This window comes from Paractinoplanes durhamensis (assembly GCF_016862175.1).
Lineage (GTDB): Bacteria > Actinomycetota > Actinomycetes > Mycobacteriales > Micromonosporaceae > Actinoplanes > Actinoplanes durhamensis.
Genome location: NZ_BOML01000002.1, coordinates 38,258 through 63,903, shown reverse-complemented (window position 1 = coordinate 63,903; position 25,646 = coordinate 38,258). Strand labels below are relative to the sequence as shown.

Genomic DNA, 25,646 nt, shown 5'->3' with positions numbered 1-25,646 from the left:
TTAAGTCCACTTGACGTCAAGAGTTCTTGACGTCAGGATGGACGCATGACGACGAACGTGCTCGATCGCGTGGTGCGGTGGAACCTGGATCTCGACGGCGACCTGTACGGCGACGAGCGGGAGCGCCTCCGGTGGTATGAGGGGATCGCGACCGCCGCGTCGCTGCAGTCGATCCTCATCCCGTGGTCCGCGGCGGTCATGGTGTGGCCGCTCGGCAAGCCCGCGGCGCTCTCGATCGGGGCCACGAGCCTGAAGATCCGGCGCCGGAACCGGCTCGAGGCGCTCGCCGGGGACGAGGACTGATGGCGCCTCCGTCCGGCCCGGTGCGGGCCGCGGAGACCGACGGGGCGGCGGGCACCCGCATCCGGGCCGCGCGCAAGGAGGCCGGCCTGACCCAGGCGGGACTGTCCGCCGCGGTGGCGGTGAGCAGGCAGACCATCATCGCGATGGAGACCGGCGACTACGCGCCCTCGGTCTACCTGGCCGTCAGGATCGCCCGGGTGCTCGGGGTGAGCGTCGAGAGCCTCTGGGGATCGGAGACATGAAGAAGAGGGGCGCCCCACACCCGGGCGCCCCTCTCACTACGTCTACTTCGGGGGATCTAGTTGGAGTTAGACATCATGTCCGCGCCGCGCCACGTGAACTCCGGATCCGCCGTGTACTGCACTGCGATCTTCACCAGGTCTTCGGCGTATCGGTTGGCGTGGTGTCCGCAGAACACCAGCTCACTTCCACCAGCCAGGGTCAAACGGAGCTTTCCGGCTGCATTGCAGCGGTCGCACCGTTCATCGGCTGCTGTGCCGGCCAGACTTCCCGCCGGCGGCGTGAGGGTCGGGGTCATCGCCTTCCTCCTCTGTTCGTCACCGATGAACATGTTCCTCGGCTACTGCTCACATCGTGCAACACCCTGCACCGTTGCAGCCTTCCCACGGTTCCCCGGGGGGACCGGGATCACACGTGTTCCGGCTAGTGTGCCGTGATCCAAGGGTGCCACGTCAACGATCACTTCTACACAACGGTCTGATCACCACCCGACGATGTACAGGTGGTGACCAAACAGACACGTTGTGTTGACTGAACGACCTAGTCCAGGTAATCCCTGAGGACCTGCGACCGCGACGGGTGTCGCAATTTCGACATTGTCTTCGACTCGATCTGCCGGATCCTCTCCCGGGTGACCCCGTAGACCTGGCCGATCTCGTCCAGCGTGCGGGGCTGGCCGTCGGTCAGGCCGAAGCGCAGCCGGACCACGCCGGCCTCACGCTCGGAGAGCGTCTGCAGCACCTGCTGCAGCTGATCCTGCAGGAGCGAGAAGGAAACCGCGTCGACGGCGACGACCGCCTCGGAGTCCTCGATGAAGTCGCCCAGCTGGCTGTCGCCCTCGTCGCCGATCGTCTGGTCGAGCGAGATCGGCTCCCGGGCGTACTGCTGGATCTCCAGAACCTTCTCCGGAGTGATGTCCATTTCCTTGGCAAGCTCTTCCGGCGTGGGCTCGCGGCCCAGGTCCTGGAGCAGCTCACGCTGTATGCGGCCGAGCTTGTTGATGACCTCGACCATGTGCACCGGTATGCGGATCGTGCGGGCCTGGTCGGCCATCGCCCGGGTGATCGCCTGCCGGATCCACCAGGTCGCATACGTCGAGAACTTGTAGCCCTTGGTGTAGTCGAACTTCTCGACCGCCCGGATCAGGCCCAGGTTGCCTTCCTGGATCAGGTCGAGGAAGGCCATGCCGCGGCCGGTGTAGCGCTTGGCGAGCGACACCACCAGTCGCAGGTTGGCCTCGAGCAGGTGGTTCTTCGCCCGCTCGCCGTCACGGCCGATCCAGCGCAGATCGCGCTCCATCGTCCGCTCGAGCTTCTCCTCGCCCTCGTCACAGGCGCGCAGCCGCTCGGCAGCGTAGAGCCCGGCCTCGATGCGCTTGGCCAGCTCGACCTCCTGCTCCGCGTTGAGCAGCGGAACCTTGCCGATCTGCTTGAGATAGGCGCGGACCGAGTCGGCCGAGGCGGTCAGCTCGGCGTCACGCCGGGCCTGCTTGAGCGCCTCCGACTCCTCGTCGTCCCACTCGAAGTCGCCGTCGGTCGCGGAACTCGCCGCGTCGGTGGCGGCGGCCGCCACCATCGCGGCCGGCTCCTCGACGACGACATCCTCGATCTCGGCGGCGAGTTCCTCGGGATCGATCTCGCCGTCCTCCGGGCCCTCCTCGCCGGGCTTGCCGGGAACGGCCTTCTTGACGGGGCCGGCAGCGGTCTTGGCGACCGCGGCCTTCTTGGCCGGAGCCGACTTCTTCACCGGGGCAGCCTTGGCGGGCGACCCGGCCGCGTCGGCCGCGGGCACGCCGGCGGCCTGCTTGGGCGGCGCCGCCTTTGCCGGAGCGGCCTTGGCAGTGGTGGCCTTCGAGGCCGGGGTAGCGGCACGAGCGGCGGCGACCTTGGGCCGGCGAGTGCTCACCGACCCGTCGACGACAACGGTGACGCCGGCATCGACGAGCCCGCGCAGGATCTTCTTGGCCTGAGCCGGATTCACCTCGGCGGACTCGAGCGTGCGAGCGACCTCAGCCGACGTGAGCTGCCCGCCCGCGCCCTGCGCATGGGCGATCAGGGCCTCGGTGAGAGAACGAACGTCGGCACCGTTCTGGTGGGCTTCTGTCACGAATGACCTTCCGGAGGCGATGAGGTTGTGCACGGCGATGAGCCCAGCACAGCGCACGGCGAAGAGGCTGGCCGGTGTTGGTGTGGGGACCCCCGGAACGCGGACGATCGGAGCAGCTGATGTTCGCGTAGTCGTGGGCAGGGATGAATTGTAGCGCCGTCCAGTGAGATCCTCCCGCCGCAGCACGCCGCAAGGGGGTCGCCGACCTCGACGGAAACCCCCGGCGAGATGATGAGCCCGGTTCGCGACCCGCTTCAAGTTGCGGATATGCGAAGGTTGTCCGTGTTGGTCACCGCCGTGCGAGCAACTCTCACCGGTATCGGCGGAAAGGGCAGAGACGTGAGCGAGACAAGAGCGATATCAACTCCTGATGCGTTGCTGGCGATCGCGTTGCCGATCGCCAGGGCGGCCGCCGAAACCGCGCGCCGGATGCGCGCCGAGGCCATCACCGACGTCCAGACCAAGAGCACCACCACCGACGTGGTGACCGCCGCGGATCGGGCGGTGGAACGTCAAGTGATCGACTCCCTGCGTTCGGCGCGCCCGGGTGACACGGTGCTCGGCGAGGAGTACGGGGAGGCGGCCGCGCCGGGGCCGGGCGCGGTGCGGTGGATCCTCGACCCGATCGATGGAACCGTGAACTATCTCTACGGCCTTCCGCAGTACGCGGTCTCGCTGGCGGCCGAGGTGGACGGGGTGGTGCGGGCCGGCGTGGTGATCAACGCGGCGACCGGCGACGAGTGGACCGCCACTCTGGGCGGTGGCGCCTGGCGCGACGGTCGGCGGCTGCGCTGCTCCGAGCGCACCGAGCTGGCCCAGTCGCTGGTCGGCACCGGGTTCGGCTACGACGCGAAGCGGCGCGCCCATCAGGGGGCGGTGCTCGCCCAGCTGATCACCCAGGTGCGTGACATCCGCCGGTTCGGCGCGGCGGCGCTGGATCTGTGCGCGGTCGGCGAGGGTTTGCTCGACGCGTACTTCGAGAAGGGCCTCAACCCGTGGGACCATGCGGCCGGCGGCCTGATCGCGGCCGAGGCGGGCGCGATCGTCGCCGGCCTGGCCGGGGCCCCACCCGGCCTCGACATGGTCGTAGCGGCGCCGTCAGCGGTGTTTACGCCCCTGCACGATCTGCTGGTGGAGCTGGACGCGGCCGGTGGGGCCTAGGAGTCCTCGTCCTTTTTCTTGGCCGGCTTCAGGCAGGAGCCCGGCGGCAGGGTCGGCTCGCCGACCTCGACCAGCGACTGGTTGACCTCGGTGGTCGTCGCGAGCTGCCGGAACTGGCTGCCGACCACGATGTCGATGAGGGTGCCCTTGCGCTTGGCGTTGTATTCCATCTTCGACTGGGCCAGGAAGTAGGCCCGGAGGAGCTGGGCCCGGCCGACGCTGTCCGGCCCGAACCGGATGAGCGCGACGCCCTTGAACTTCGTCTTGCTCTCGGCCGGCTTCTGGACGGTGAAGCGACGGTTCTTGAACTCGTTGGTCACGCTGTCGGCCAGCCCGGCGGTGTTCGTGCCGTTGTATACCTTTACGGTGACCTCGGCCGGATCGTCCGGCAGGGTCACGTCGGCGAGCGGAGCGCCCGCCGGGCAGTCCGAACCGGCCGCAGCGCCACCCTGGGTGTCACGGACCAGGGCGGTGATGACGAAAACCACCGCGGCCACGGCGAGCACGCCAACGACGACGAGCGCTCGGACGCGGGCAAAGCTCATGGGTGGCTCCAGATCGGGTGTGGCCGGGGTTGGGGTGTGGCCGGGTGAGAGGCGGGACCTGTCGAGAGGTTAGCGTCTGTGCGCCAGGCACGCGGAAACAGGGAATCGTTCCGGCGCGCCGACGATGATCCAGAGTGTTGTGCCCCTACTTTGATGTCGCCTCGGTCACATCGGGAACAATGGGCCGCCAGTACGCGTACAAGCATGCCGCTACGGCGGTATGGTTCCGCGCTCCCGGGGGCAGTTTCGTCAGGTCAACACAAGTGTCAGAAATCGTCCGGCGGATGCGGGAACCGAAACCTCGTCACAGGCGTTACTAACGCCAAGTGACACATCGATACAGGAGAGTGAAAACCGATGGCCACCGACTACGACGCCCCGCGTCGCGATGAGGTCGACCTCGGCGAGGACAGCCTCGAGGAGCTGAAAGCCCGTCGAGCTGACTCGCAGTCGGGCTCAGTTGACGTCGACGAGGTCGAGGTGGCGGAGAGCTTCGAGCTGCCCGGCGCCGATCTGGCCGACGAGGAACTGACCGTCAAGGTGCTGCCCATGCAGTCCGACGAGTTCCGCTGCGCCCGCTGCTTCCTGGTGCATCACCGCAGCCAGCTGGCCGCGGAGCGCAACGGGGAGCTGATCTGCCGCGAGTGTGCCTGACGGCGACCCGCGCGCAGACGCGCCAAACACCCGGCCGCGGACGAGCGGTCGGGCGTGCGGGCATTCCCTGGTTTGGATCGTGTTGGTTTGAACAGGGAACTTCACCGGGCATCTGCATCGAAGCCGATGTGATGTACGACGGGAGGACACCATGAGCCACCCGGACCACCTGGAGGCCGATGGCAGCGGCGAGCAACCCGAGCAGGCCGCTGCCGATGTCGAGCTGAGCCGCACGGTCGCCGCGCTGACCGCGGACGACCTGGAACCGGCCGGCCGGCGTGAGCTGCTCGGCCGGCTGGTCGGTGACATCCGGCGACGCGGGCTCGGCCAGCTGTTCCGGCCGCGCGCCGCGCTGCGCTGGATGGCCGACGTGGTCGCCGATGTGGCGCCGCACGTGCCGATCCGGGACAGGACGACCCTGCACCGGCACTTCCCCGGCCTGGACGACGACGACCTGGCCGAGCGCCTGATCCGCAACGCCGCCCGTTCGACGGCCGGTGTCGGCGCGGTCGGCGGTGGGGTGGCGGCCGTCGAGTGGATCGCTCCGCCCACCCTGCTGTCCGCGCCGATCCTGCTGGCCGCCGAGACGGTCACGGTGGTGGCGATCGAGCTGAAGCTGCTCGGCGAGCTGCACGAGGTCTACGGGCGGCCGATCGTCGGCAGCCCGAGCCAGCGTGCGCTGTCGCTCGTTCAGGCCTGGTCGCAGCAGCGTGGCATCAACCCGCTGTTGCCGGGCGTGGGGATGGCCACCATGCTGGGCACGGCCGCGCGCCGTGACCTGCAGAAGAGCCTGCTGCGCAGGTTCGGCCGCAGCCTGAGCACGATGGGTCCGCTGCTGACCGGGGCCGCGGTCGCCGGCTTCCTCAACCGCCGGGCCACCAAGTCACTCGGCGAGCATGTGCAGAAGGACCTGAGGCGTTCCCGCCCCAAGATCATCGAAGGTTAGCCGCGTTCAGCAGGGCGGTCGCCAGCTCGACCGGGCGCCGCGTGCTGATCACCCAAAAGGGTGTCGGATCGGCCGGGTCGTCGAGGAGCACCTGCACCGCCGGGCCGATCCACGGCCGCTGGATGATGAAGGCCATCGGGTGCGAGCCGACGCCGAGCGACTCGCGCTTGCCCGCCGCGTCCAGGGCGATCACGTCGGCGATCACCGACAGGGGCAGCCGGGCGTCGTCGACCCGGAGCTCGCCGGCGGTGACCGTCACGGTGATCCGGCCGGCCCGGAGCAGCACGGCGGCGGTCAGCGGGGCCAGGACGGCGAACGGGACCCAGGCCGGCATGCTCGGGAAACTGAGCAGCACCTCGACGCCCACGATCAGGTCGACCGCCACCGCGGCGGCCCAGGCCCACGGGGAGACACCCAGCCGTTCGGTGTAGGCGGCGGGCTCGGTCGTGCGCGCGGGAGACTCCGGTGTCACCCTGGAAGGGTACGGCGCGCCTCCGTGGGTGGGCACGGCAGGATGGCAGGGTTGGACCCCGCCCCGGCCGATGCATTCAGTGAGGATTTTTCGCCTTGGCAGACGTAGTGATCCCGATCCGCCGGCTCGACCCCGACCTGCCGCTGCCGGCCTACTCGCACCCCGGTGACGCGGGTGCCGACCTGGTCGCGGCGGAGGACGCCGAGCTCGCTCCGGGCGCCCGCGCCGCGGTGCGCACCGGCATCGCGGTGGCCATCCCGGACGGCTATGTCGGGCTGGTGCATCCCCGTTCGGGACTGGCCGCTCGCCTGGGTGTGACGGTCCTCAACGCGCCCGGTACGGTCGACGCCGGCTACCGCGGCGAAATTCTGGTCATCCTGGTCAATCACGATCGGGCGAACACGGTCAAGATCTCTCGCGGCGATCGCATCGCCCAGCTGGTGTTTCAGCGGGTCGAGCGAGCCGAATTCCAGGTGGTCGAGGAGCTCGACGACACCGCACGCGGTGCCGGCGGGACCGGCTCGACCGGCGGGCACCACGCGCTGCCGCCGCGGCAGCCGCAGGACTGAAGCAACACCGAAACGGAAGACGGAAGGTGGCAGTGATGTTCTCCCGTAAGCGCGGCGGCCCGAAGCACGTGCGTGCGACCGACGCACCGCCCTCGGAGGCGCTCGAGCGCAGCCTCGCGGCCGACGACGAGCCGCCGGCCCCCGAGCACGGCCCGTGGGACGCGAAGTACGCCCCGGAGGGTGTGCAGCGGCTCGACCTGGGCAGCCTGCAGATCCCCGCGGTCGAGGGCGTCGAGGTCCGGGTCCAGGCCAACCCCGAGGGTGGCGTCGAGCAGATCGTGCTGGTCGACGGCGAGAGCGCGCTGCAGCTCGGCGTCTTCGCGGCACCGAAGTCCGAGGGCATCTGGGACGAGGTGCGCGCCGAGATCGTCGAGGCGATGACCTCGGACGGGGTGGCGCCGCGCGAGATCCAGGGGCCGTACGGGGTGGAGCTGACCGCCCGGGTCAACACCCCGGACGGGCCGGCCGACGTGCGGTTCGTCGGGGTGGACGGGCCGCGCTGGATGGTCCGGGCCCTCTACCAGGGCGCGGCCGCGGCCGACCCGGGCCGCGAGGGTGTGCTCCGCGAGGTGCTCGCCGGCCTGGTCGTGGTCCGCGACGCCGAGGCCCGGCCGGTCCGCGAGGCGCTGCCGCTGCAGCTGCCCAAGGAGATGACCGAGCAGGCCGCCGCCGAGGCCGAGGAGGCCGAGGCCCAGGCCGGTCCGCAGCCCGGCACCAACGGCCGGCACCCGTAAGCAGGCCCCGGTGACGGAGGTCACCGGGGGCACTTCCGGCGTACCGTGGACGGACGGCACGTGCGCACACTGTGCCGTCCACCGTTGCGGGGTCAGGAGAGATCATGTCGACCGATGAGCGCACCGGTCTGCGCAGGTTCTTCAAACAGCTGACCGCCACCGACTCCGAGCTGGACGCCGAGCATCTGCAGCGGGAGAGCGCCAAGTGCGGCGCCATGCCGGCCGGTGAGTGCAGCCGCGGGCAGGTCGTCTCGGTGTCCGGACGGCTGCGCACGGTGGCGTACACTCCTCGAACCAACCTGCCGACGCTGGAGGCCGACCTCTACGACGGCAGCGATGTGGTCACGCTCGTCTTCCTGGGGCGCCGGTCGATCGCCGGCATCGAGCCGGGGCGGCAGCTCACCGCGCGTGGCCGGATAGCGATCCGGGACGACCGTAAGGTCATCTACAACCCGTTCTACGAGCTGGAGGCGCCCCGGTGACACCCGGCAACGAGCCGCGTCACGCCGCGCACGAAACCGTGGAGGAGAGGCTCGCCGAGGAGGTCGTCGAAGAGCTCAACCTGCACGAGGTCGAGGAACCGCTTCCCTCGATGAGCGAGCAGATCGCCGAGCAGCTGGGCGGGGTGCGCGGTCTCATCGAGTCGAGCCTGCCCGTTCTCGCGTTCGTCCTGCTCAACGTCCTGCTCGGCGACGCCGTCCTGGGCCTGGACAAGAAGACCGCGCTCTACTGGGCGATCGCCGGCTCGGTGATCTCGGCGGCCGGCATCGGCGTCTACCGGCTGTTCCGCAAGGAGCCGGTGCGGCACGCGATCAACGGGCTGTTCGGCATCGCGGTCGGCGCCTACCTCGCCTGGCGCACCGGCGACGCGAAAGACTTCTACCTGCCCGGCATCCTGCTGACCTTCGGGCAGGCCGCGGTGCTGCTCCTGTCGGTGTTCGTCCGCAAGCCCCTCATCGGCTACGCGTGGGGGATCATGGCGAACAAGGGGCACCAGGACTGGTTCGGCAACAGCCGGCTGTTCCGGACGTTCCAGTGGCTCACCCTGGTCTGGGTGGTGTCGCTGTGCCTGCGGGCCGGAATTCAGTATTACCTGTGGGCGCAGAACGAGGCGAACGCGCTCGGCATCGTCCGGATCCTGATCAGCTGGCCGATCTACGCCGCCACGTTCGCCTTCACCGCCTGGGCCATCCACCGGGTGACCAGCACCCAGGAGCCGGGCCCCTCAGCCGCCTAGTTCGCGGCTGTCGTTGCCGAGGACGACCGCGCGGATCTGGTCCTCCACCTCCGAGGTGCAGACGAAGATCAGCTCGTCGCCGGCCTCCAGCGGGTCGTCCGGGGTCGGCACCACCACGCGCTTGCCGCGCAGGATCGCCACCAGGGCGGCGTCCCGGGGCAGCGGCACGTTGCGCACCGGCTTCCCCTCGTAGGGCGCGTGCCGGGGCAGGGTGATCTCGACCAGGTTGGCCTCGCCCTGCCGGAACGTCATCAGCCGGACCAGGTCGCCGACCGTGACCGCCTCCTCGACCAGCGCCGCCATCAGGCGCGGCTTGCTGACCGAGACGTCCACGCCCCACTGCTCGGTGAACAGCCACTCGTTTTCCGCCCGGTTGACCCGGGCCACCACCCGCGGCACCGCGAACTCGGTCTTGGCGAGCAGCGACACCACCAGGTTGGCCTTGTCGTCGCCGGTGGCGGCCACCACGACGTCGCAGCCGGCCACGTCGGCCTCCTCGAGGCTGGACAGCTCGCACGCGTCGGCGAGCACCCACTCGGCCTCCGGCACCCGCTCCGGCTTGAGCTGGCGGGGCTGGCGCTCGATCAGCATGACCCGGTGGCCGTTGCCGATCAGCTCCTGGGCGATCGACCGGCCGACGTTGCCGGCCCCGGCAATGGCGATCCGCATGATCAGTGCCCTTCCCTCGACTGTTGCGAGCCGGCGGCGATGTCCAGTACGTCTCCGACGGTGTCATCGGTGACCAGCATGAAGACCTGGTCGCCGTCCTGGATGACGGTGGACGGTGTGCCCAGGGTCCCCATGCCGAAGCGCATCAGGTAGGCCACCCGGCCGCCGCTCTGCTCCTCCAGCGCCTTGAGTGTGCGCCCGACCCAGTCGCGGTGCACGGGCACCTCGACGATGGAGACGACGCTGGTCGGGTCGCGGAACACCTCGACCGTGCCCTCCGGGACCAGGTGCCGGAACATCCGGTCGGCGGCCCACCGGATGGTGGCCACGGTGGGGATGCCGAGCCGCTCGTAGACCTGGGCGCGGCGGGCGTCGTAGATGCGGGCCACCACGCGGGAGACGCCGAACGTCTCGCGGGCCAGCCGGGCGGAGATGATGTTGGAGTTGTCGCCGCTGGAGACGGCGGCGAACGCGTCGGCGCGCTCGATGCCGGCGGCGCGCAGCACGTCCCGGTCGAAGCCGACGCCGGTGACGGTGATGCCGGCGAACTCGGAGCCGAGCCGGCGGAAGGCGTCCGAATTCTGGTCGATGACCGCGACCGAGTGGCCGCGCTCCTCGAGCTTCTGGGCGAGCGTGGAGCCGAGCCGGCCACACCCCATTATCACCACGTGCACGTGTCGCGCCCTTCCGGATCAATGCTCACATCTGTGAGAGTGCCATGTGCTCGTTGGGGGCGGCGGCCGGGGCGGCATACGCGTAGGGAACTGCGCCCGTACCCTTGGCACTCGTGGCAAGTACGACCTCCCTCGCCAAGCGGCTGCTGCTCGGCCGGCCGTTCCGCTCCGACAAGCTGCAGCACACGCTGCTGCCCAAGCGGATCGCGCTGCCCGTGTTCGCCAGCGACGCGCTGTCGAGCGTGGCGTACGCGCCCGACGAAATCCTCCTGACCCTCTCGATCGCCGGTGCGGGGGCATACGCGATCTCCCCGTGGGTGACGCTCGCGGTCGCCGTCGTGATGGTCACCGTGGTGGCCAGCTACCGGCAGAACGTCCACGCCTACCCGTCCGGCGGCGGCGACTACGAGGTGGCCACGGTCAACCTCGGGCCGCGGGCCGGGCTGGGGGTGGCCAGCGCGCTGCTGGTCGACTACATCCTCACGGTGGCGGTGTCGACCGCGGCCGGGGTGAACAACCTGGGCTCGGTGGTGCCGTTCGTGGCCGAGCACAAGGTGCCGTTCGCGGTCGCCGCGATCGTCATCCTGACCGCGCTCAACCTGCGTGGCCTGCGCGAGTCGGGAACGGCCTTCGCCATCCCGACGTACGCGTTCATCGTGGTGATCGTCGGCATGATCCTGACCGGCCTGTTCCGGGTCTTCGTCCTCGGCCAGGACCTGCGCGCGCCCAGCGCCGACCTGGTGATCACCGCCGAGCACGACCATCTGACCAGCTTCGCGTTCGCCTACCTGATGTTGCGGACGTTCTCCTCGGGCTGTGCCGCGTTGACCGGGGTCGAGGCCATCTCCAACGGCGTGCCCGCCTTCAAGCCGCCGAAGAGCAAGAACGCCGCCACCACGCTGATGCTGCTCGGCGGCATCGCGATCATCATGCTGGTCGGGATCATCATCCTGGCCCGGGTGACCCACCTGCAGTACGTCGAGGACCAGGCCACTCAGATCGTCTCCGGGCCGCCCGGTTACGACCAGAAGACGGTTACCGCTCAGCTCGGCGAGACGATCTTCGGGGCCGGGTCGGTCCTGCTCTACATCGTCGGGGCGGTCACCGCGCTGATCCTGTTCCTGGCCGCGAACACCGCGTTCAACGGGTTCCCGGTGCTCGGCTCGATCCTCGCCCAGGACCGCTTCCTGCCGCGCCAGCTGCACACCCGCGGCGACCGGCTGGCCTTCTCCAACGGCATCGTGCTGCTGGCCATCGCCGCGATCGTGCTGGTGGTCGCGTTCCAGGCGGAGACCACCCGGCTGATCCAGCTCTACATCGTGGGCGTGTTCGTGTCGTTCACGCTTTCCCAGGGCGGGATGATCCGACATTGGAACCGATTACTACGTACGCAGCGTGACCCCGCCCGTCGTAGCCGGATGAAACGGTCCCGGGCGATCAACGCGTTCGGTATGGGCCTGACCGGCGCGGTGCTGATCGTCGTGCTGGTCACCAAGTTCCTGCTCGGGGCGTGGATCGCGATCGCCGCGATGGTCGCGCTCTACCTGCTGATGCTCGGCATCCGCAAGCACTACACCCGGGTGGCGCGGGAGCTGGAGCCGACCGAGGAACGGCCGGTGCTGCCCAGCCGCAACCACGCGATCGTGCTGGTCAGCAAGGTGCACATGCCGACCCTGCGGGCGGTCGCCTACGCCCAGGCGACCCGGCCGGACACGCTCACCGCGATCACCGTGAACGTCGACGACAAGGACACCCGCACGATCCAGGACGAGTGGGAGCGCCGGCAGATCCCGGTGCCGCTCACCGTGATCGACTCGCCGTACCGGGAGATCACCCGCCCGATCATCGACTTCGTGAAGGGCATGCGGCGCGGCTCGCCCCGCGACGTGGTCACCGTCTTCGTGCCGGAGTACGTGGTCGGCCGCTGGTGGGAGAACCTGCTGCACAACCAGAGTGCGCTGCGGATCAAGGGCCGGCTGCTGTTCGAGCCCGGCGTCATGGTGACCAGCGTGCCGTGGCAGCTGCGCTCCAGCCAGGACCGCGACCTGGAACGCTTCGACCGGGCGCTCGGCCGGGTGCCGGCCCGCGGCCCGCGCACCCGCACCACCGAGGTCGAGCCACCGGCCGAGACCAGCAGCGAGGAACCGCAGACATGATCTCCGACCCCACGACCTTCGACCCGAGCCTCGACCTCGTGGAGGGTGACCGCGTCGAGCTCACCGTGGGTGCTCCCGCGCACGGCGGCCACTGCGTGGCGCGACTGGACAACCGGGTCTTCTTCGTGCGGCACGCGCTGCCCGGCGAACGGGTCACCGTCGAGATCACCGAGCGGCACAAGGGCTATCTGCGGGCCGACGCGGTCGAGATCCTCGCGCCGTCGCCCGATCGGGTGACGGCCCCGTGCCACTTCGCCCATCCGGGCGGCTGCGGTGGCTGTGATCTGCAGCACGTCGCCAGCGACGCCCAGCTGCGGTGGAAGGGCGACGTCGTCCGGGAACAGCTTCGGCGGCTGGCCAAGCTGGCCGATTTTCCGGTACGCGTCGAGCCGTTGCCGACCGCGGCGTCGCCGACCCGCCCCCTGGAGTCGGCGGACGGTGCGGCGGAGCGGCTGCTCGGGTGGCGCAGCCGGGTCCGGTACGCGGTCGACGCGGCCGGCCGGCCCGGCCTGCTGCAGCACCGCTCGCACCAGGTGGTCGCCATCGACCGCTGCATCATCGCCCACCCGGCGATCCAGGAGCTGGACGTGCTGTCGCACGACTGGGCGGACGCCGACGCGGTCGAGACGATCGCGTCCACCGGCGGTGACGTGGCCGTCCTGACCCGGCCGAGCGGTGCCGGGGCCGGACCGGCCGACGACCCGACCGACGCGCCCGCCGGTGGCAGCCGGGTGCAGCTGTCCGGTCCGGCCGAGGTGACCGAGGTGGCGGCGGGCCGCGAATGGCACGTACGGCCGGAGGGCTTCTGGCAGATCCACCCGGCCGCCGCCGAGACGCTCGCGGCGACCGTCGTCGAACTTCTCCGGCCCGCCGCCGGCGAGGTGACCTGGGATCTCTACGGCGGGGCCGGCCTATTCGCCGCGGCCGTCACCGCGCACACCGGGGCCCGCACCACGGTGGTCGAGTCGTCGCCGCTCAGCTGCGCCGCGGCCCGGGCCGGCCTCGCCGACCTGCCCGCCGTCGAGGTCGTCGAGGGCCGGGTCGAGGTGGCCCTGCAACGCCGCCGGATCACCGCCCCGGTCGACCTGGTGGTCCTCGACCCGCCGCGCTCCGGCGCCGGCGCCCGGGTGGTCCGCGGCATCGCCGACGCCGGGCCGCGCGCGGTCGCCTACGTGGCCTGCGACCCGGCCGCGCTGGCCCGCGACGTCGCCACCTTCGGCGAGCTCGGCTGGCGGCTGACCGAGCTGCGCGCGTTCGACTGCTTCCCGATGACCCAGCACGTCGAGTGCGTCGCCCTGATCGAGCCGGTCTGACCCCTACGGCTCCGGATAGCGGGGCAGGCGCAGGCGCCAGGCGAACAGGGCCCACGTGCCGCCGGCGCAGATCAGCCAGGTCACGGCGCCGTGGGCCAGGCCGCGCCACAGGTAGTCGGGGCCGGTCGCGTCGATCGCGTAGGTGCCGATCTCGCGGGCCGACCAGAACGGCATCAGCTTGGCGGTCAGGCCGGCCGGGTCGGCGAGCATCTGCACCGCGCACACGCTGAGCAGGGCCAGGGCGCCTTCCAGCTCGCGTGGGAGCAACGCGGCGACCAGGCCGCCCAGCGGGGCCGCGAGGGCAGCGGTCAGGGCCATCATCAGCAGCGCGGTGCCGGGCCGGTCCAGGTGCTGGTCGATCGCGGCCAGGATCCAGTAGCCGGTGGCCAGGGCCACCCCGCCGGCGGTCATCGCGAGCAGCCGGCCGCCGATCACCGCGGCGGTGGAGGCGCCGCTCAGGCGTAGCCGGGGGTCGACGCCGCGGGAGGCGTTCACCACGAAGAGGGTGAGCGTGGAGACCGCCCAGCCGATGCCGAGGGTCAGCATCCGCATCGACTGGCCGGTCTGATCCCGCCGGACCAGGTAGAACCACAGCGGCAGGGCGATCACGAGCAGCAGCGCGGTCCGCCGCCGGCTCACCTCACGAGCGGACAGGGCCGCCACGACCAGCGCCGTCATGCTGAGCCCTCCTTAGGCATGCCCTTCTGGCCCTCGCCTGCGGCCTTGGTGCGCAGGTCACGGCGGTGCCGCTCGGTGCAGGCGGTCATGCGACTGCTCCCAGGTCGTAGACCTGGTCGACGTTCTGCAGGTCGTGCAGCAGGTGGGTGACCACCACCACGGCTCGGCCGGCGTCGCGCCAGGTCAGCACCTGCTTCCAGAAGTCGAGGTAGGTGCCCTGGTCGAAGCCCTGGTAGGGCTCGTCGAGCAGGAGCAGGTCGGGGGCGTGCAGCTCGCCGAGCACCAGGTTGAGCTTCTGCCGGGTGCCGCCGGACAGGTGCTGGGTCAGCTCGCGGCGGGCCGGGCGCCAGGCCAGCCGGGCGGCCAGGTGCTCGCCGGTGGAGCGGGACCGGCGCGGAGCCATCCCGGCCGCCGCGCCGAACAGGGTGAAGTGCTCGTCGGCGGTCAGCCAGCCGGCGGTGCCGGCGTCCTGCGGCACGAAACCGACCCGGCGGGTGCGCTGGATGCGGCCGGTGCTCGGCCGGGTCAGCCCGGCGCAGATGCGCAGCAGGGTCGACTTGCCGCAGCCGTTGGCGCCGACGATCGCGGCCACCTCGCCGGACCGGACCTCGAGGTCGACGCCGGTGAAGACGGTGCGGCGCCGGTAGCGCTTGCCGACACCGGTCAGCCGCAGCCGGACCTGGCCCTTCTCGCCGCCGGACAGGGGCAGGGCGGCGGTGTTGAGCTCGGACACCAGGTGCCGGGCGTAGAGGTGGGCCGGGCCGAACAGGCCGTCCGGCTCGGCCGCGGACTCGGCGGCCTGCTGGGCGGTCTCCTCGGTGAGCTGCCGTGCCCGGCCGGGCTGCACGCCGAGCCGCAGCAGCTCGGCCTCGAACCGGTGGTCCCAGCCGCTCATCGCCGCTCCTCGGTGCTTGCCGCCACCAGGACATCGATGCCGCCGCGGAACACTTCCCACGCCGCCACCTGGGCATTCAGCTCGTCGCGGCCGGCCGGGGTGATCGCGTAGTACTTCCGGCGCGGGCCTGACTCGGACGGGTGCCAGCTCGGCTCGGCCAGGCCCTGCTGCTCCAGGCGGAGCAGGGCGGGGTAGAGCGTGCCGCCGGGGACGTCGGCGACGCCGGCCGCGGCCAGGCGCTGGGCCAGGCCGTAGCCGTAGTCGGGCTTCTCGCGCAGCATCGCGAGCAGGCAGAGATCGAGAAACCCGTGCAGCCACGGGCGCGAGATCGTCATGGCTAGGCAGACTAGCTGCTAACCAGCCTCTCTGACTAGTCCCGCTCTTTTGTGGTGCTGTGGAGCGCTCGGATCGCGCGCAGGTGCACCGACGCCCACGTCCGGAAGGGCTGCCAGGCGGGGGACACCTGGTCGAGGGTGGCGTCGGGGCCGTACTGGACGGTGATCTCGTCGAGGAGCTGTTCCTCGTGCCGGGGGACGGCGTCGGGGTGGTTGGCGCCGCGCAGGACGACCAGCTCGGCGGCGAACGGGCCCAGGCCCTTCACCTGCTGGACCTGGGCGACGGCGGCGGCCGGGTCGAGCTCGCGGAGGCGGGTGCCGTCGAGGGTGCCGTCCAGGGCCGCGTCGGCCACCGTTCGCAGGTACTCGGCCTTGCGGCCGGGCAGGTTCAGCTCCAGGGTGCGCAGCAGGGCGGGGGCCGGGAAGGCGCCCTCGTGGCCGTGCCGGTCGATCAGGGCGGTGCGCAGCTGGGCGGCCTGGGGCACGCGCAGCCGCTGGGACAGCACGGCCCAGGTGGCCGCCTCGTACGGCGAGTGGAAGCCGCACGGCCGGAGCCCGGGGAGCTTGGCCTGGGCGGCCGCGATGACCTGGTCGCGGGTGCCGACGGCGGGCCAGTCGGTGGCGTCGATGTCCAGCGCGAGGAAGCGGGCGGTCTGCTCGGTGGCCGCGGCCAGGTCGCCCTCGCCGGTCACCGTCAGGTGCGCGGTGGTGTCCTCCTGGCGCACGGTCACGACGGCCGTCGACCAGTCCCGCTCGACCAGGAAGACCGTCCGCAATGTCCCGTTGACCGGCTGGTAGCGCAGGGCCGCCGGCCCGAATCCCTCCCAGAAGGTGCGCGACGTGGCCAGCGACCACGGGCCGGCCACTTCTCGTTCGGTCCTGTGCTCGGGCATGACTGCTCCTTCGGCCGGGTTCCCGTCGATCCTGCCGCAACGGCACGCCTTTGCCCGATGGGCGCGCAACGGCCCGGGCGGATCGCCCGGGCCGCGCCGTCGATGGGGAACTCTTCATGGGCGTACTTATATGGATTTCATGCTCTTTCTGCCGCTTCGATGGCGTTGCGGAAAAGCATGGCGACCGTGGTCGGGCCGACGCCGCCGACGCGGGGGGTGATGGCGCCCGCGACGTCGGCGCAGGACTCGTCGACGTCGGGGAGCAGGCGGCGGCCGGCGTAGCGGACGCCGGCGCCGATGACCACCGCGCCCGGTTTGACATGTTCGGGGCGAATGATTCCGGGGACGCCGGCGGCGGCGATCAAGATTTCGGCACGCCGGGTGTAGCGCGGCCAGTCCTCGACGCCGGTGTGGACGACGGTGACCGCGGCGTTCGCCGTCGGGCGTTTCTGGGCCAGGAGCATCGCCAGCGGGCGGCCGAGCGTGGCACCGCGACCGAGAATGACCACCTCGCGACCGGCCACCGGGATCTCGTGGTGGGCGAGCAGCGCCTCGATGCCGGCCGGCGTGCAGGGGAGCGGACCGGGCAGGCCGACCGCGAGACGGCCCATGTTGAGCGGGTGCATGCCGTCGACGTCCTTGTCGGGGTCGAGCGACTGCAGCGCGGCGTCGTAGTCGAGGTGGCCGGGAATCGGGTACTGGATCAGGACGCCGTGCACGTTCTTGTCGGTGTTGAAACCGGCGATCACCTCGAGCAGCTGCTCCTGGGTGGTGTCGGCGGGCAGGTGCCGGTGCGGCGACTCGAAGCCGAGCTCGGCGGCCTGCCGCTGCTTGATCCGGATGTAGCCGGCGCTGGCGTCGTCGTCGCCGACCAGGATGGTGGCGAGGCTGGGCACGACGCCGCGTTCGCGGAGCTTGGCGGCGCGGGCGGTGACGTCGGCGAGCACGGCCTCGGCGACCGGGGCGCCGGGAAGAAGGCGGGCGGGCATGGGGCTCCTCGGCGCGGGGGCCCAGGCGGTCGACTCCCCACGTCCGGCTCCCCGATGGTTACCCATCCTCGTCCCGCCAGTCGCGTCCACCCATAAGGATGCCCGATGCTCGGCGGAACGGTCACCCGGCGGTCACAGTCATGTGGAAGTTGTGTGTAGGAGCTCGCACTGACCGTTCGCGCGGCGTGCATGGTGGGATCACGCCGATAGACTTCGCATCCATGAGCGAAGCCCCTTCCGCCTCGGCCGGCCTTCTGGCGTCCATCAGCTCTCCCGCTGATCTCAAGCGCCTCACCACCGAGCAGCTGACCCAGCTGGCCGCCGAGATCCGTGACTTCCTCGTGGCCAAGGTGTCCCGCACCGGCGGTCACCTCGGACCCAACCTGGGCGTGGTGGAGACCACCCTCGCCCTGCACCGGGTCTTCGAGTCGCCGCGGGACCGGGTGCTCTTCGACACCGGCCACCAGGCTTACGTCCACAAGATCGTGACCGGCCGGCAGGACGGCTTCGACCTGCTCCGCCAGCGCGGTGGCCTCTCCGGCTACCCGTCGCGGGCGGAGAGCGAGCACGACCTTATTGAAAACTCGCACGCCTCCACCGCCCTGTCGTATGCGGACGGCCTGTCCAAGGCGTTCGCGCTGCGCGGCGAGGACCGGCACACGGTGGCCGTGGTCGGCGACGGCGCGCTCACCGGCGGCATGTGCTGGGAGGCGCTCAACAACATCGCCTCGGCCAAGAACCGCCTGGTCATCGTGGTCAACGACAACGGCCGGTCGTATGCGCCGACGATCGGCGGCCTGGCCGACCACCTGTCCACGCTGCGGCTCAACCCGGGCTACGAGCGGGTGCTCGACCTGGTGAAAAACGCGCTGGGCTCGACCCCGGTGGTGGGCAAGCCGGCCTACGAGGTGCTGCACGCGGTCAAGAAGGGCATCAAGGACGCGGTCAGCCCGCAGCCGATGTTCGAGGACCTCGGCATCAAGTACATCGGGCCGATCGACGGCCACGACATCGTCGCGATGGAGTCGGCGCTGCGGCGGGCCAAGGGCTACAACGCGCCGGTCATCGTGCACGCGGTCACCCGCAAGGGGTACGGCTACCAGCCGGCCGAGCTGGACGAGGCCGACCGCCTGCACGGCCCGAGCAGCGCTTTCGATGTGGAGACCGGCAAGCTGCTGGCCAAGCCGTCGGTGAAGTGGACGCATGTCTTCGCCGAGGAGCTCGTGAAGATCGCCGACGAGCGGATCGATGTGGTCGGCATCACCGCCGCCATGGCCGAGCCGACCGGCATCGCCGCGCTGGCGAAGAAATACCCGGCCCGCGCCTACGACGTCGGCATCGCCGAGCAGCACGCGGTGACCAGCGCGGCCGGCCTCGCGATGGGCGGGCTGCACCCGGTGGTCGCGGTCTACGCCACGTTCCTCAACCGCGCGTTCGACCAGGTCCTGCTCGATGTCGCGATGCACGAGCTGCCGGTCACGTTCGTGCTCGACCGGGCCGGCATCACCGGTCCGGACGGACCGAGCCACTACGGCATCTGGGACATGAGCGTCTTCGGCGTGGTGCCCGGGATGCGGATCGCCGCCCCGCGCGACGCGGCCACCCTGCGCGAGGAGCTGCGTGAGGCGATCGCGGTCGACGACGGCCCGACGATCGTGCGGTTCCCGACCGGCTCGGTCGCGCCGGACACCCCGGCCGTGCGCCGGCTCGGCCAGATCGACGTGCTGCGCGACGACGACCGGCGGGACGTGCTGCTGGTGGCGGTCGGCTCGTTCGCCCGGCTCGGCCTCGAGGTCGCCGAGCGGCTGGCCGAGCAGGGCTACGGCGTCACCGTGGTCGACCCGCGCTGGGTGCGCCCGGTGCCGATCGAGCTGATCGGCCTGGCCGGCCAGCACCGCCGGGTGGTCACCCTGGAGGACGGGATGCGGGCCGGCGGCGTCGGCGACGCGGTGGCGAGCGCGCTGCGCGACTCCGCGGTGGACGTGCCGCTGCGCGATTTCGGGGTGCCGGCCGGGTTCCACCCGCACGGCAGCCGGGCCGAGATCCTGACCGCTTTGGGACTCACCGCACAGGACATCGCACGCGACGTGACCGAATGGGTGTCGCGGGTGGACGAGGCGGCCGCGGAGATGCCGCTTTAGAAGTTCCAAACGCTGTCAAACGCGGAGGAACGGGACCGCCGAGGGGCGGTTCTGTTATCTAGTCGTTATTTTTGGACCATGGACGACACCGGCGGCATGATCGTGATCGATCTCGGTTACGAGCGCGGGGAACCGCCCTCGTACCGGGCGCCGGGACACTCCACGTTCCCGTCCTGGTTTCCGGCGGCGCTGCTCGGAGCGTTCGTGCTGCTGTTCGCCGGGGCCTCGGCGGCCCCGGCCAAACCCCCGATGACGCCGCTCTTCCGGCTGCAGATCGGGCCGGCCGACACGTACGCGGTGACCGAGGACGGCCAGCTGCTCGCCCAGACGTTCGGGCTGCTCACCTCCTACGGCCTCGGCGACGGGGTGATGCGGTGGCAGGCCGGGCAGTCGACCCCCGCCTACCGGCTGCGGCTCAGCGGCGGCCTGGTCCTGATGCGGCCGTGGACCGTCGGTGCCGGCGAACCCGCCACCACCGCCGTTTCCACCTTCACCGGAGCCGCCCAGTGGGAGCGGGCCGGCAGCGTGGTCACCGTGGCCGGCTCGGACGCCCTGCTCGCCGTCTCCTCGGTGCGCAGCCTCACCGGCACCGGCCGCCGGGTCCAGGGCCCGATCCAGGCGATCGACGCCCTCACCGGCGAGACCGTGTGGACCGTGCGGGTGCCGTCCACCGCCGTGCTGCTCGGCGTGCCCGGCGTCGCCGACGACGAGTCCCGGATGCTGCTCGTGCACGACGACCGCACGCTCGCCGTGCACGATCTCAACACCGGTCGCCGGCTCGCCTCGACCACCGTGCCGCCGGCCGACTACAACCCCGACAACCCGGCCGTCGCGGGCGGCGTGATCCTGCTGCGGCACCCCGGGACGGTCGCGCCGGAGATCTCCGCCTACGACCCGGTGACGTTGCGGCAACTGTGGACCGCGCCGGCCGACGGTGCCTACCAGGTCGAGGCGTGCGGCATGCTGGCCTGCCTGGCCGGGCCGGGTCAGGTGCGGGCGATCGACCCGGCCACCGGCGACCAGCGGTGGTCGCACCGGGGCTGGCAGAGCGTCGTGCAGTACGGGGCGTCGCTCATCGCGTACAGCGGATCCGACGACACCGACCCGGTCGGCGTGATCGACCCGCTGACCGGAACCGTTCGGGTCGACTTCGCCGGCTGGCGGCCGGTGACCGGCACCGGGACGGACGGCAACCTGCTGCTCATCCGCTCGGTCGACGACGGAGCCCGTACCATGGTCGCCGTCGCCCACCCGGGCGACCTGCGACCGCGCCTGCTGGCCGCGCTGCCCTCCGGCACCGGCGACTGCCAGGCCGCTCCCGCCCGGCTGATCTGCCGGACCATGTACGGCGAGCTGGTCGTCTGGGCATACCAGGAGGGGTGAACCGTTGGCGCTGATCGAGCTGGACCTGACCACCCGGCCCGACCTGACGCCCACCGCACCGCCGCCCGCCTACCGCTACCGCCTCCCCGGCCTGGTCCTCGCCGCGGTCCTGGTGGTCGTCCTCGGGGGCGCCGCCCCGGCCGGCTCGACGCTCTGGCGCTACCTCGGCGCGGTGCCGCCACCCGGCGGCGCCGAGACGCAGTCCTGGCTGGTCGGGGACCGCATCTACACCGTCTCCGGCTCCGGCGGCGAGCGCGTCACCACCGCCTTCGCGGTCGACCCGAAGCCGCACCAACTGTGGACCGTGCACTACCCGGGCCGGGTGATCGGGCCGGACGACATCGGCTTCGGCGGCGGGCAGGCCCGGCAGTCCGGCGACAACGTGCTGCTCAGCGACGGACCGGCCACCACCGTCGTGGACGCGGCGACCGGCCGGGTGCGCTGGCAGTCCGAGGTCAACATCACCCCGCTGCCCGGCGGCCGGATCGGCGTCGTGCAGAACCAGGTGTTCCGCGACGGCACCCTCTACGACCAGGACTCCGGCGACCCGGGCCTGCTCTACTTCTCGTCCACCGGCCAGCCGCACGTCGAACCGCCGGTCCGCACCGAGGTGCGCGGGGTCGACCTGGCCACCGGCGAACAGCGGTGGACGGTCGCGCTGCCCGGCTCGGTCAACGTCCTGTTCCGCGACTCCGACGTGATCGTGGTCGCCTCCGACCGGCTGGAACGCATCGACGGCGGCACCGGCGTCGTCCAGCGGAAGGTCGGCCTCGCCCGGATCGGCGCCGACCGCCCGGTCGGCGGCGATCTCATCGGCGGCATGGTGGTCATCTACTACGGCCAGTCCGGCTCGGCCGACCAGGACGTCGTCTACGCCCCCGACACGCTCACCCGGCTCTGGCTGCACAAGAACCCGGAGGTGCTGCTCGACCCGCCGAGCTGCGGCGGGGTGCTGTGCTCGGGGCCGCGGGCCGCCCTCGACGTGCTCGACCCGGCCACCGGGCGGGTCCGGTGGCGGGCGCCGGCCGCGGTCGACCTCGGGGTGCTCGGCGACTACGTGATCGAGACCGGCGCCTCGGCCGGCAACCCGCTGCGGCTCGCCGACCCGGCCACCGGCGCCGCCCGGGTCGACCTGACCGGCTGGAACGACGAGATCACCGGGAACGGTGCCGGGATGCCGGTCGTGCTGCGCAAGGCCCTCTCGGCCGGGCGCAGCGCGTTCGGGGTGGTGCTCGCCGACCGGGACAAGGTGCAGATCCTCGGGGCCAGCGCCGGGCCGGTCAGCGAATGCAACGCCAACCACGCGTACGTGTTCTGTCGCGGCAACGACGGGTTGGAGATCTGGGCGTACCGGTCGTGATCGACCTCGGTCTCGTCCGGGAGGTGCCGCCGGTCGAGCGGCCGATCCCGTACCGGGCCGTGCTCGGCGCCCTCTCGCTCGTGCTGCTCGCCCTGCTGTCCGGCGCCGCGCACCGGTCGCCGGCGCGGCCGCCCGCGATCGTCCCGGCCCGGCTCGGCGACACCGTCTACCTCGACGGCGACCGGCTGTTCGTGGTCGCCTCCGGGTCGGCGCAGGCCGGTGAGACCGTACAGAGCTGGGCCGTCGACGGCTACCGGCTGCCTGACGCCCGGCCGCTGGGCCGGACCATGGTCACCTTCGTCGGCGAGGTCACCGGGGTCAATCACGTCGGCGACGTGCTGGTGGTGACGTACCGGTCGAACACCGACGGCATCCAGGGCGTGGTGGCGCAGACCGTCGGCGGGCGCACCCCGCTGTGGCGGCGGGCCGCCCGGATGGTCGCCGCCCCCTCGGCCGACACCGTCCTCCTGGCCGACGCGACCGGTGAATACGCGGTCGACCTGCGCAGCGGTGCGCTGCGCTGGCGGGTTTCCAGTCCGGCCGGCACGGTGGTCGTCTCCTCCTCGTCGTGGATCGTGCGGATCGCCGACGCGGGCCGGATCGAGGTCTGGGACGCGCATACCGGCCGACTCCTGCGCTCGGTCGCCGGGCCGCCGCTGGCCGGCCGGTCCGACGATCTGGTCCAGACGGCCGGGGATCTGATCTTGGTGAACACCGGGGACGGCTACGACGGGTACCGCCTGCCCGGGCTGGAACGCCGGTGGCACACCACGGCCGACCTGTCGCACAGCTGGATGGAGATCGACTGCGGCACGGTGATCTGCTCGTTCCGGGAGCCGGGCGGCACCACCGCCGTCGACCCGGCCACCGGCCGGCAGGTGTGGCGCAACGACCGGTGGTCGTACGCCGAACCGCTCGGCCGCTACCTGCTGGCCAGCGCCGCCGTCGACGGCCGCGGCGGGGTGTCCGTGCTGTGGGTGATCGACCCGGCCACCGGCGAGCCGCTCGGCAACTTCGGCGACTGGCACGCCCTCGGCCCGGCCGGCGACGGGCTGCTCTACGGCTTCACCGACGCCGGCTACCGGATCTACTACGGGCTGCTCGACCCGGCCACCCGCCGGATCGACTACCTCGGCACCGCCGACCGGGTCTCCGGCGACTGCCAGACCAGTGGCGTCCTTCTCGTTTGCCGGCTGGTCGACGCCTCGTATGCCGTATGGCCCCTTCGGTAGCCTTCACTTACAGCCTCTTCACACCTGGTCGGGAAGGCTGTTGCGGTCGGCGACGGAGGGTCTGCGGTGCGCGTTCTGGTAGTGGAAGACGAGCGGAACCTCTGCGACGCGATCGCACGGGGGCTGCGCCGCAAAGGCATGGCGGTCGACGTCGCCTACGACGGCCTGCAGGGCCACGAGATGGCCTACGTGACCCGCTACGACGTGGTCGTCCTCGACCGCGACCTGCCCGGCATGCACGGCGACGAGATCTGCGCCGCCCTGGTCGCCTCGGGCGCGCTCACCCGGGTGCTGATGCTCACCGCCAGCGGCACGGTCGCCGACCGGGTCGAGGGCCTGCAGCTCGGCGCCGACGACTACCTGGCCAAGCCGTTCGCCTTCGAGGAGCTGGTGGCCCGGGTGCAGGCGCTCGGCCGGCGGGCCACCCCGGCCGCCCCGCCGGTGCTCACCGTCGGCAACCTGGTGCTCGACCAGACCCGCCGGGTCGTCACCCGCGGCGGCGTGCCGATCGAGCTCACCAACAAGGAGTTCGGCGTGCTCGAGGAGCTGCTCAAGGCGCGCGGTGGCGTGGTGTCCAGCGAGGAACTGCTGGAACGGGTCTGGGACGCCAACACCGACCCGTTCACCACCACGGTCCGGGTGACCATGATGACCCTGCGCAAGAAGGTCGGCGACCCACCACTGATCGAGACCGTGGTCGGCGCCGGCTACCGCGTCCCGGAACCGGTCGGTCTCGCATGACCGTCTACCAGGGGCGCAGCAAACCGCTCAGCCTGCGACCCACACTCCGACTGCGGCTCACCCTTCTCAACGGCATCCTGCTGGTCGGTGCGGGCGCCATCCTGGTGCTGCTGGCCTGGCTGCTGGTCGGCGACGCCATGCACCCGGTGGTCGCGCTCGCCGACGGCTCGAAGGTCACCCTGCAGAACGGCAACACCCAGGACGCACTGGAGTGGCAGGCCGGGCTGGTCCAGCGGGCCTCCCGGGAAGTGCTGGTCAAGGGCCTGGTCGCGCTGTTCGCGATCGGCATCATCGGGATCGCCGGGGCCTACGCGGTGGCCGGTCGCGCGCTGCGCCCGCTGCACGCCGTCACCCAGACCGCCCGCCGCCTCGGCGAGGAGACCCTCGACCAGCGGATCCGCTACTCCGGGGCGGACGACGAGGTGGCCGAGCTGGCCCGCACCTTCGACGCCATGCTCGACCGGCTGGCCGGGGCGTTCGAGTCGCAGAAACGCTTCGTCGCGAACGCCTCGCACGAGTTGCGCACCCCGCTCGCCGTCATGCGCACCGAGATCGACGTGACGCTCACCGACGACGAGGCCGACGTCGCCGAGTACCGCCGGATGGCCAAGGTCGTCCGCAACGCCTCCGAGCGCGCGAACGGCCTGGTCGACGCGTTGCTCGTGCTGGCCCGCTCGGAAGCTCAGTCGGGGCGGCGGCTGGCCCGCAAGGTCCCCGCCGACCTGTCGATGAGCGTGACCAACGCGCTGTCCGCGGTGAAACCCGAGGCCGAACGCCTCAAACTCGACGTCACCACCGACCTCGAGCCGGCCCCCGTCGTCGGCGACCCCTCGCTCCTCGACCGCCTGGCCGGCAACCTCATCGAAAACGCGATCCGCTACAACCACCTGCTCGGCAAGCTCTGGCTTCGCACCGGCATGGTCGACGGCCAGGCGCGCCTGGTGGTCGGCAACACCGGATACGAGGTCGAGCCGGCCGACGTGCCGGGCCTGTTCGAGCCGTTCCGCCGGGGCGGCTGGGAACGCACCGGCTCCCGCGGCTCCGGCCTGGGCCTGTCGATCGTCCGAGCCGTCTGCGACGCCCACGGCGGCACGGTCTCCGCGGTCGCCCAGCCGGGCGGCGGCCTGGAGGTCACGGTCTCGCTGCCCACCGCCGACGCCACCCCGGTGGTCGCGGCAACGGCATCCGTCCCCCGCGGCAAAAACCTCGGCATCGCCTGA

Annotated in this window: 28 protein-coding genes and 1 riboswitch; of the genes, 17 read left to right on the top strand and 11 right to left on the bottom strand. The window is 71.4% G+C overall.

Translation table 11 applies throughout. The features are described 5' to 3' along the window. Window positions 1-45: 45 nt before the first annotated feature. Both Adu01nite_RS00425 and Adu01nite_RS00420 read left to right on the top strand, forming a co-directional pair. Window positions 46-303: a hypothetical protein gene (locus tag Adu01nite_RS00425; protein WP_203724164.1), complete on the top strand. Its 258-nt coding sequence runs from the start codon at window positions 46-48 to the stop codon at window positions 301-303. After that, complete coding sequence (locus tag Adu01nite_RS00420; protein ID WP_203724163.1) at window positions 303-545, top strand: helix-turn-helix transcriptional regulator; 243 nt, start codon at window positions 303-305, stop codon at window positions 543-545. Before Adu01nite_RS00425 ends, Adu01nite_RS00420 begins: the two co-directional genes overlap by 1 nt. A 56-nt stretch (window positions 546-601) precedes the next feature. Here the strand turns inward: Adu01nite_RS00420 and Adu01nite_RS00415 are convergent, their stop codons facing one another. Both Adu01nite_RS00415 and Adu01nite_RS00410 read right to left on the bottom strand, forming a co-directional pair. Continuing rightward, window positions 602-841, bottom strand: coding sequence for a DUF7455 domain-containing protein (locus Adu01nite_RS00415; protein ID WP_203724162.1), 240 nt, complete (start codon window positions 839-841; stop codon window positions 602-604). Between the two features lie 242 nt (window positions 842-1,083). After that, complete coding sequence (locus tag Adu01nite_RS00410) at window positions 1,084-2,649, bottom strand: RNA polymerase sigma factor (RefSeq protein ID WP_203724161.1); 1,566 nt, start codon at window positions 2,647-2,649, stop codon at window positions 1,084-1,086. A gap of 339 nt (window positions 2,650-2,988) precedes the next feature. On the opposite strand from Adu01nite_RS00410, the gene Adu01nite_RS00405 reads away from it, so the two are divergent. Continuing rightward, window positions 2,989-3,810, top strand: a complete 822-nt coding sequence (locus Adu01nite_RS00405) for an inositol monophosphatase family protein (RefSeq protein WP_239132008.1) — start codon at window positions 2,989-2,991, stop codon at window positions 3,808-3,810. Here Adu01nite_RS00405 and Adu01nite_RS00400 read toward each other — a convergent pair. Then, the gene (locus Adu01nite_RS00400; RefSeq protein WP_203724159.1) at window positions 3,807-4,355 is read right to left on the bottom strand and encodes a LytR C-terminal domain-containing protein; all 549 of its coding nucleotides are present in this window, start codon (window positions 4,353-4,355) and stop codon (window positions 3,807-3,809) included. The genes Adu01nite_RS00405 and Adu01nite_RS00400 overlap by 4 nt on opposite strands. Window positions 4,356-4,712: 357 nt before the next feature. Between Adu01nite_RS00400 and Adu01nite_RS00395 the strand changes: the two genes are divergently transcribed. Together Adu01nite_RS00395 and Adu01nite_RS00390 are read left to right on the top strand one after the other, a co-directional pair. Next, window positions 4,713-5,009 carry a DUF4193 domain-containing protein gene (locus tag Adu01nite_RS00395; RefSeq protein ID WP_030434033.1) on the top strand — a complete coding sequence of 99 codons (297 nt, stop codon included), beginning with the start codon at window positions 4,713-4,715 and terminating at the stop codon, window positions 5,007-5,009. Between the two features lie 151 nt (window positions 5,010-5,160). Beyond that, entirely contained in the window at window positions 5,161-5,955 is a 795-nt protein-coding gene (locus Adu01nite_RS00390; RefSeq protein ID WP_203724158.1) for a hypothetical protein, read from the top strand. Here the strand turns inward: Adu01nite_RS00390 and Adu01nite_RS00385 are convergent. Next, on the bottom strand, window positions 5,942-6,427 hold the full coding sequence (locus tag Adu01nite_RS00385) for a DUF3093 domain-containing protein (RefSeq protein ID WP_203724157.1): 486 nt from the start codon (window positions 6,425-6,427) through the stop codon (window positions 5,942-5,944). The two genes, Adu01nite_RS00390 and Adu01nite_RS00385, sit on opposite strands and share 14 nt — an antisense overlap. A 95-nt stretch (window positions 6,428-6,522) precedes the next feature. Between Adu01nite_RS00385 and dut the strand changes: the two genes are divergently transcribed. The 4 genes from dut to Adu01nite_RS00365 all read left to right on the top strand — a co-directional run bounded on the left by dut (window position 6,523) and on the right by Adu01nite_RS00365 (window position 8,967). Further along, window positions 6,523-6,996 carry a dUTP diphosphatase gene (gene dut, locus Adu01nite_RS00380; RefSeq protein WP_203724156.1) on the top strand — a complete coding sequence of 158 codons (474 nt, stop codon included), beginning with the start codon at window positions 6,523-6,525 and terminating at the stop codon, window positions 6,994-6,996. 35 nt (window positions 6,997-7,031) lie between these two features. After that, window positions 7,032-7,730, top strand: a complete 699-nt coding sequence (locus Adu01nite_RS00375; protein WP_203724155.1) for a DUF3710 domain-containing protein — start codon at window positions 7,032-7,034, stop codon at window positions 7,728-7,730. Between the two features lie 104 nt (window positions 7,731-7,834). Next, entirely contained in the window at window positions 7,835-8,212 is a 378-nt protein-coding gene (locus Adu01nite_RS00370) for an OB-fold nucleic acid binding domain-containing protein (RefSeq protein ID WP_203724154.1), read from the top strand. Further along, a complete protein-coding gene (locus Adu01nite_RS00365; RefSeq protein ID WP_203724153.1) occupies window positions 8,209-8,967 on the top strand; it encodes a DUF3159 domain-containing protein in 759 nt (252 codons plus the stop codon). The genes Adu01nite_RS00370 and Adu01nite_RS00365 overlap by 4 nt, the downstream gene beginning before the upstream one ends. Here the strand turns inward: Adu01nite_RS00365 and Adu01nite_RS00360 are convergent. Further along, the gene (locus Adu01nite_RS00360) at window positions 8,956-9,636 is read right to left on the bottom strand and encodes a potassium channel family protein (RefSeq protein ID WP_203724152.1); all 681 of its coding nucleotides are present in this window, start codon (window positions 9,634-9,636) and stop codon (window positions 8,956-8,958) included. The genes Adu01nite_RS00365 and Adu01nite_RS00360 overlap by 12 nt on opposite strands. A gap of 2 nt (window positions 9,637-9,638) precedes the next feature. Continuing rightward, window positions 9,639-10,310 (bottom strand): potassium channel family protein, encoded by a 672-nt coding sequence (locus tag Adu01nite_RS00355; protein ID WP_203724151.1) that lies wholly within the window; start codon window positions 10,308-10,310, stop codon window positions 9,639-9,641. Window positions 10,311-10,423: 113 nt separating this feature from the next. Here Adu01nite_RS00355 and Adu01nite_RS00350 point away from each other — a divergent pair, with 113 nt between their 5' ends. Then, window positions 10,424-12,466, top strand: a complete 2,043-nt coding sequence (locus Adu01nite_RS00350; RefSeq protein WP_203724150.1) for an APC family permease — start codon at window positions 10,424-10,426, stop codon at window positions 12,464-12,466. After that, window positions 12,463-13,779 (top strand): class I SAM-dependent RNA methyltransferase, encoded by a 1,317-nt coding sequence (locus tag Adu01nite_RS00345; RefSeq protein ID WP_203724149.1) that lies wholly within the window; start codon window positions 12,463-12,465, stop codon window positions 13,777-13,779. The genes Adu01nite_RS00350 and Adu01nite_RS00345 overlap by 4 nt, the downstream gene beginning before the upstream one ends. 3 nt (window positions 13,780-13,782) lie before the next feature. Here the strand turns inward: Adu01nite_RS00345 and Adu01nite_RS00340 are convergent, their stop codons facing one another. The 5 genes from Adu01nite_RS00340 to Adu01nite_RS00320 all read right to left on the bottom strand — a co-directional run bounded on the left by Adu01nite_RS00340 (window position 13,783) and on the right by Adu01nite_RS00320 (window position 17,569). Beyond that, window positions 13,783-14,457, bottom strand: coding sequence for a hypothetical protein (locus tag Adu01nite_RS00340; protein WP_203724148.1), 675 nt, complete (start codon window positions 14,455-14,457; stop codon window positions 13,783-13,785). An 85-nt stretch (window positions 14,458-14,542) separates the two neighbouring features. After that, entirely contained in the window at window positions 14,543-15,352 is an 810-nt protein-coding gene (locus Adu01nite_RS00335) for an ATP-binding cassette domain-containing protein (RefSeq protein WP_239132007.1), read from the bottom strand. Beyond that, complete coding sequence (locus tag Adu01nite_RS00330) at window positions 15,349-15,687, bottom strand: PadR family transcriptional regulator (protein ID WP_203724147.1); 339 nt, start codon at window positions 15,685-15,687, stop codon at window positions 15,349-15,351. The genes Adu01nite_RS00335 and Adu01nite_RS00330 overlap by 4 nt, the downstream gene beginning before the upstream one ends. A 35-nt stretch (window positions 15,688-15,722) precedes the next feature. Beyond that, window positions 15,723-16,580, bottom strand: a complete 858-nt coding sequence (locus Adu01nite_RS00325) for a DNA-3-methyladenine glycosylase family protein (protein WP_203724146.1) — start codon at window positions 16,578-16,580, stop codon at window positions 15,723-15,725. Window positions 16,581-16,717: 137 nt separating this feature from the next. Further along, a complete protein-coding gene (locus Adu01nite_RS00320; RefSeq protein ID WP_203724145.1) occupies window positions 16,718-17,569 on the bottom strand; it encodes a bifunctional 5,10-methylenetetrahydrofolate dehydrogenase/5,10-methenyltetrahydrofolate cyclohydrolase in 852 nt (283 codons plus the stop codon). A 12-nt stretch (window positions 17,570-17,581) separates the two neighbouring features. Next, window positions 17,582-17,663: riboswitch (ZMP/ZTP riboswitch) on the bottom strand. A gap of 127 nt (window positions 17,664-17,790) precedes the next feature. Between Adu01nite_RS00320 and dxs the strand changes: the two genes are divergently transcribed. The 6 genes from dxs (at window position 17,791) to Adu01nite_RS00290 (ending at window position 25,646) form a co-directional block, all read left to right on the top strand. Further along, complete coding sequence (dxs, locus tag Adu01nite_RS00315) at window positions 17,791-19,710, top strand: 1-deoxy-D-xylulose-5-phosphate synthase (RefSeq protein ID WP_203724144.1); 1,920 nt, start codon at window positions 17,791-17,793, stop codon at window positions 19,708-19,710. 78 nt (window positions 19,711-19,788) lie between these two features. Beyond that, window positions 19,789-21,093, top strand: a complete 1,305-nt coding sequence (locus tag Adu01nite_RS00310) for an outer membrane protein assembly factor BamB family protein (protein ID WP_203724143.1) — start codon at window positions 19,789-19,791, stop codon at window positions 21,091-21,093. Window positions 21,094-21,097: 4 nt separating this feature from the next. Further along, the gene (locus Adu01nite_RS00305; RefSeq protein WP_203724142.1) at window positions 21,098-22,453 is read left to right on the top strand and encodes a PQQ-binding-like beta-propeller repeat protein; all 1,356 of its coding nucleotides are present in this window, start codon (window positions 21,098-21,100) and stop codon (window positions 22,451-22,453) included. Then, window positions 22,450-23,685 carry a PQQ-binding-like beta-propeller repeat protein gene (locus Adu01nite_RS00300; RefSeq protein WP_203724141.1) on the top strand — a complete coding sequence of 412 codons (1,236 nt, stop codon included), beginning with the start codon at window positions 22,450-22,452 and terminating at the stop codon, window positions 23,683-23,685. Before Adu01nite_RS00305 ends, Adu01nite_RS00300 begins: the two co-directional genes overlap by 4 nt. A gap of 66 nt (window positions 23,686-23,751) precedes the next feature. After that, window positions 23,752-24,426, top strand: coding sequence for a response regulator transcription factor (locus Adu01nite_RS00295; protein ID WP_203724140.1), 675 nt, complete (start codon window positions 23,752-23,754; stop codon window positions 24,424-24,426). Further along, entirely contained in the window at window positions 24,423-25,646 is a 1,224-nt protein-coding gene (locus Adu01nite_RS00290; RefSeq protein WP_203724139.1) for a sensor histidine kinase, read from the top strand. Before Adu01nite_RS00295 ends, Adu01nite_RS00290 begins: the two co-directional genes overlap by 4 nt.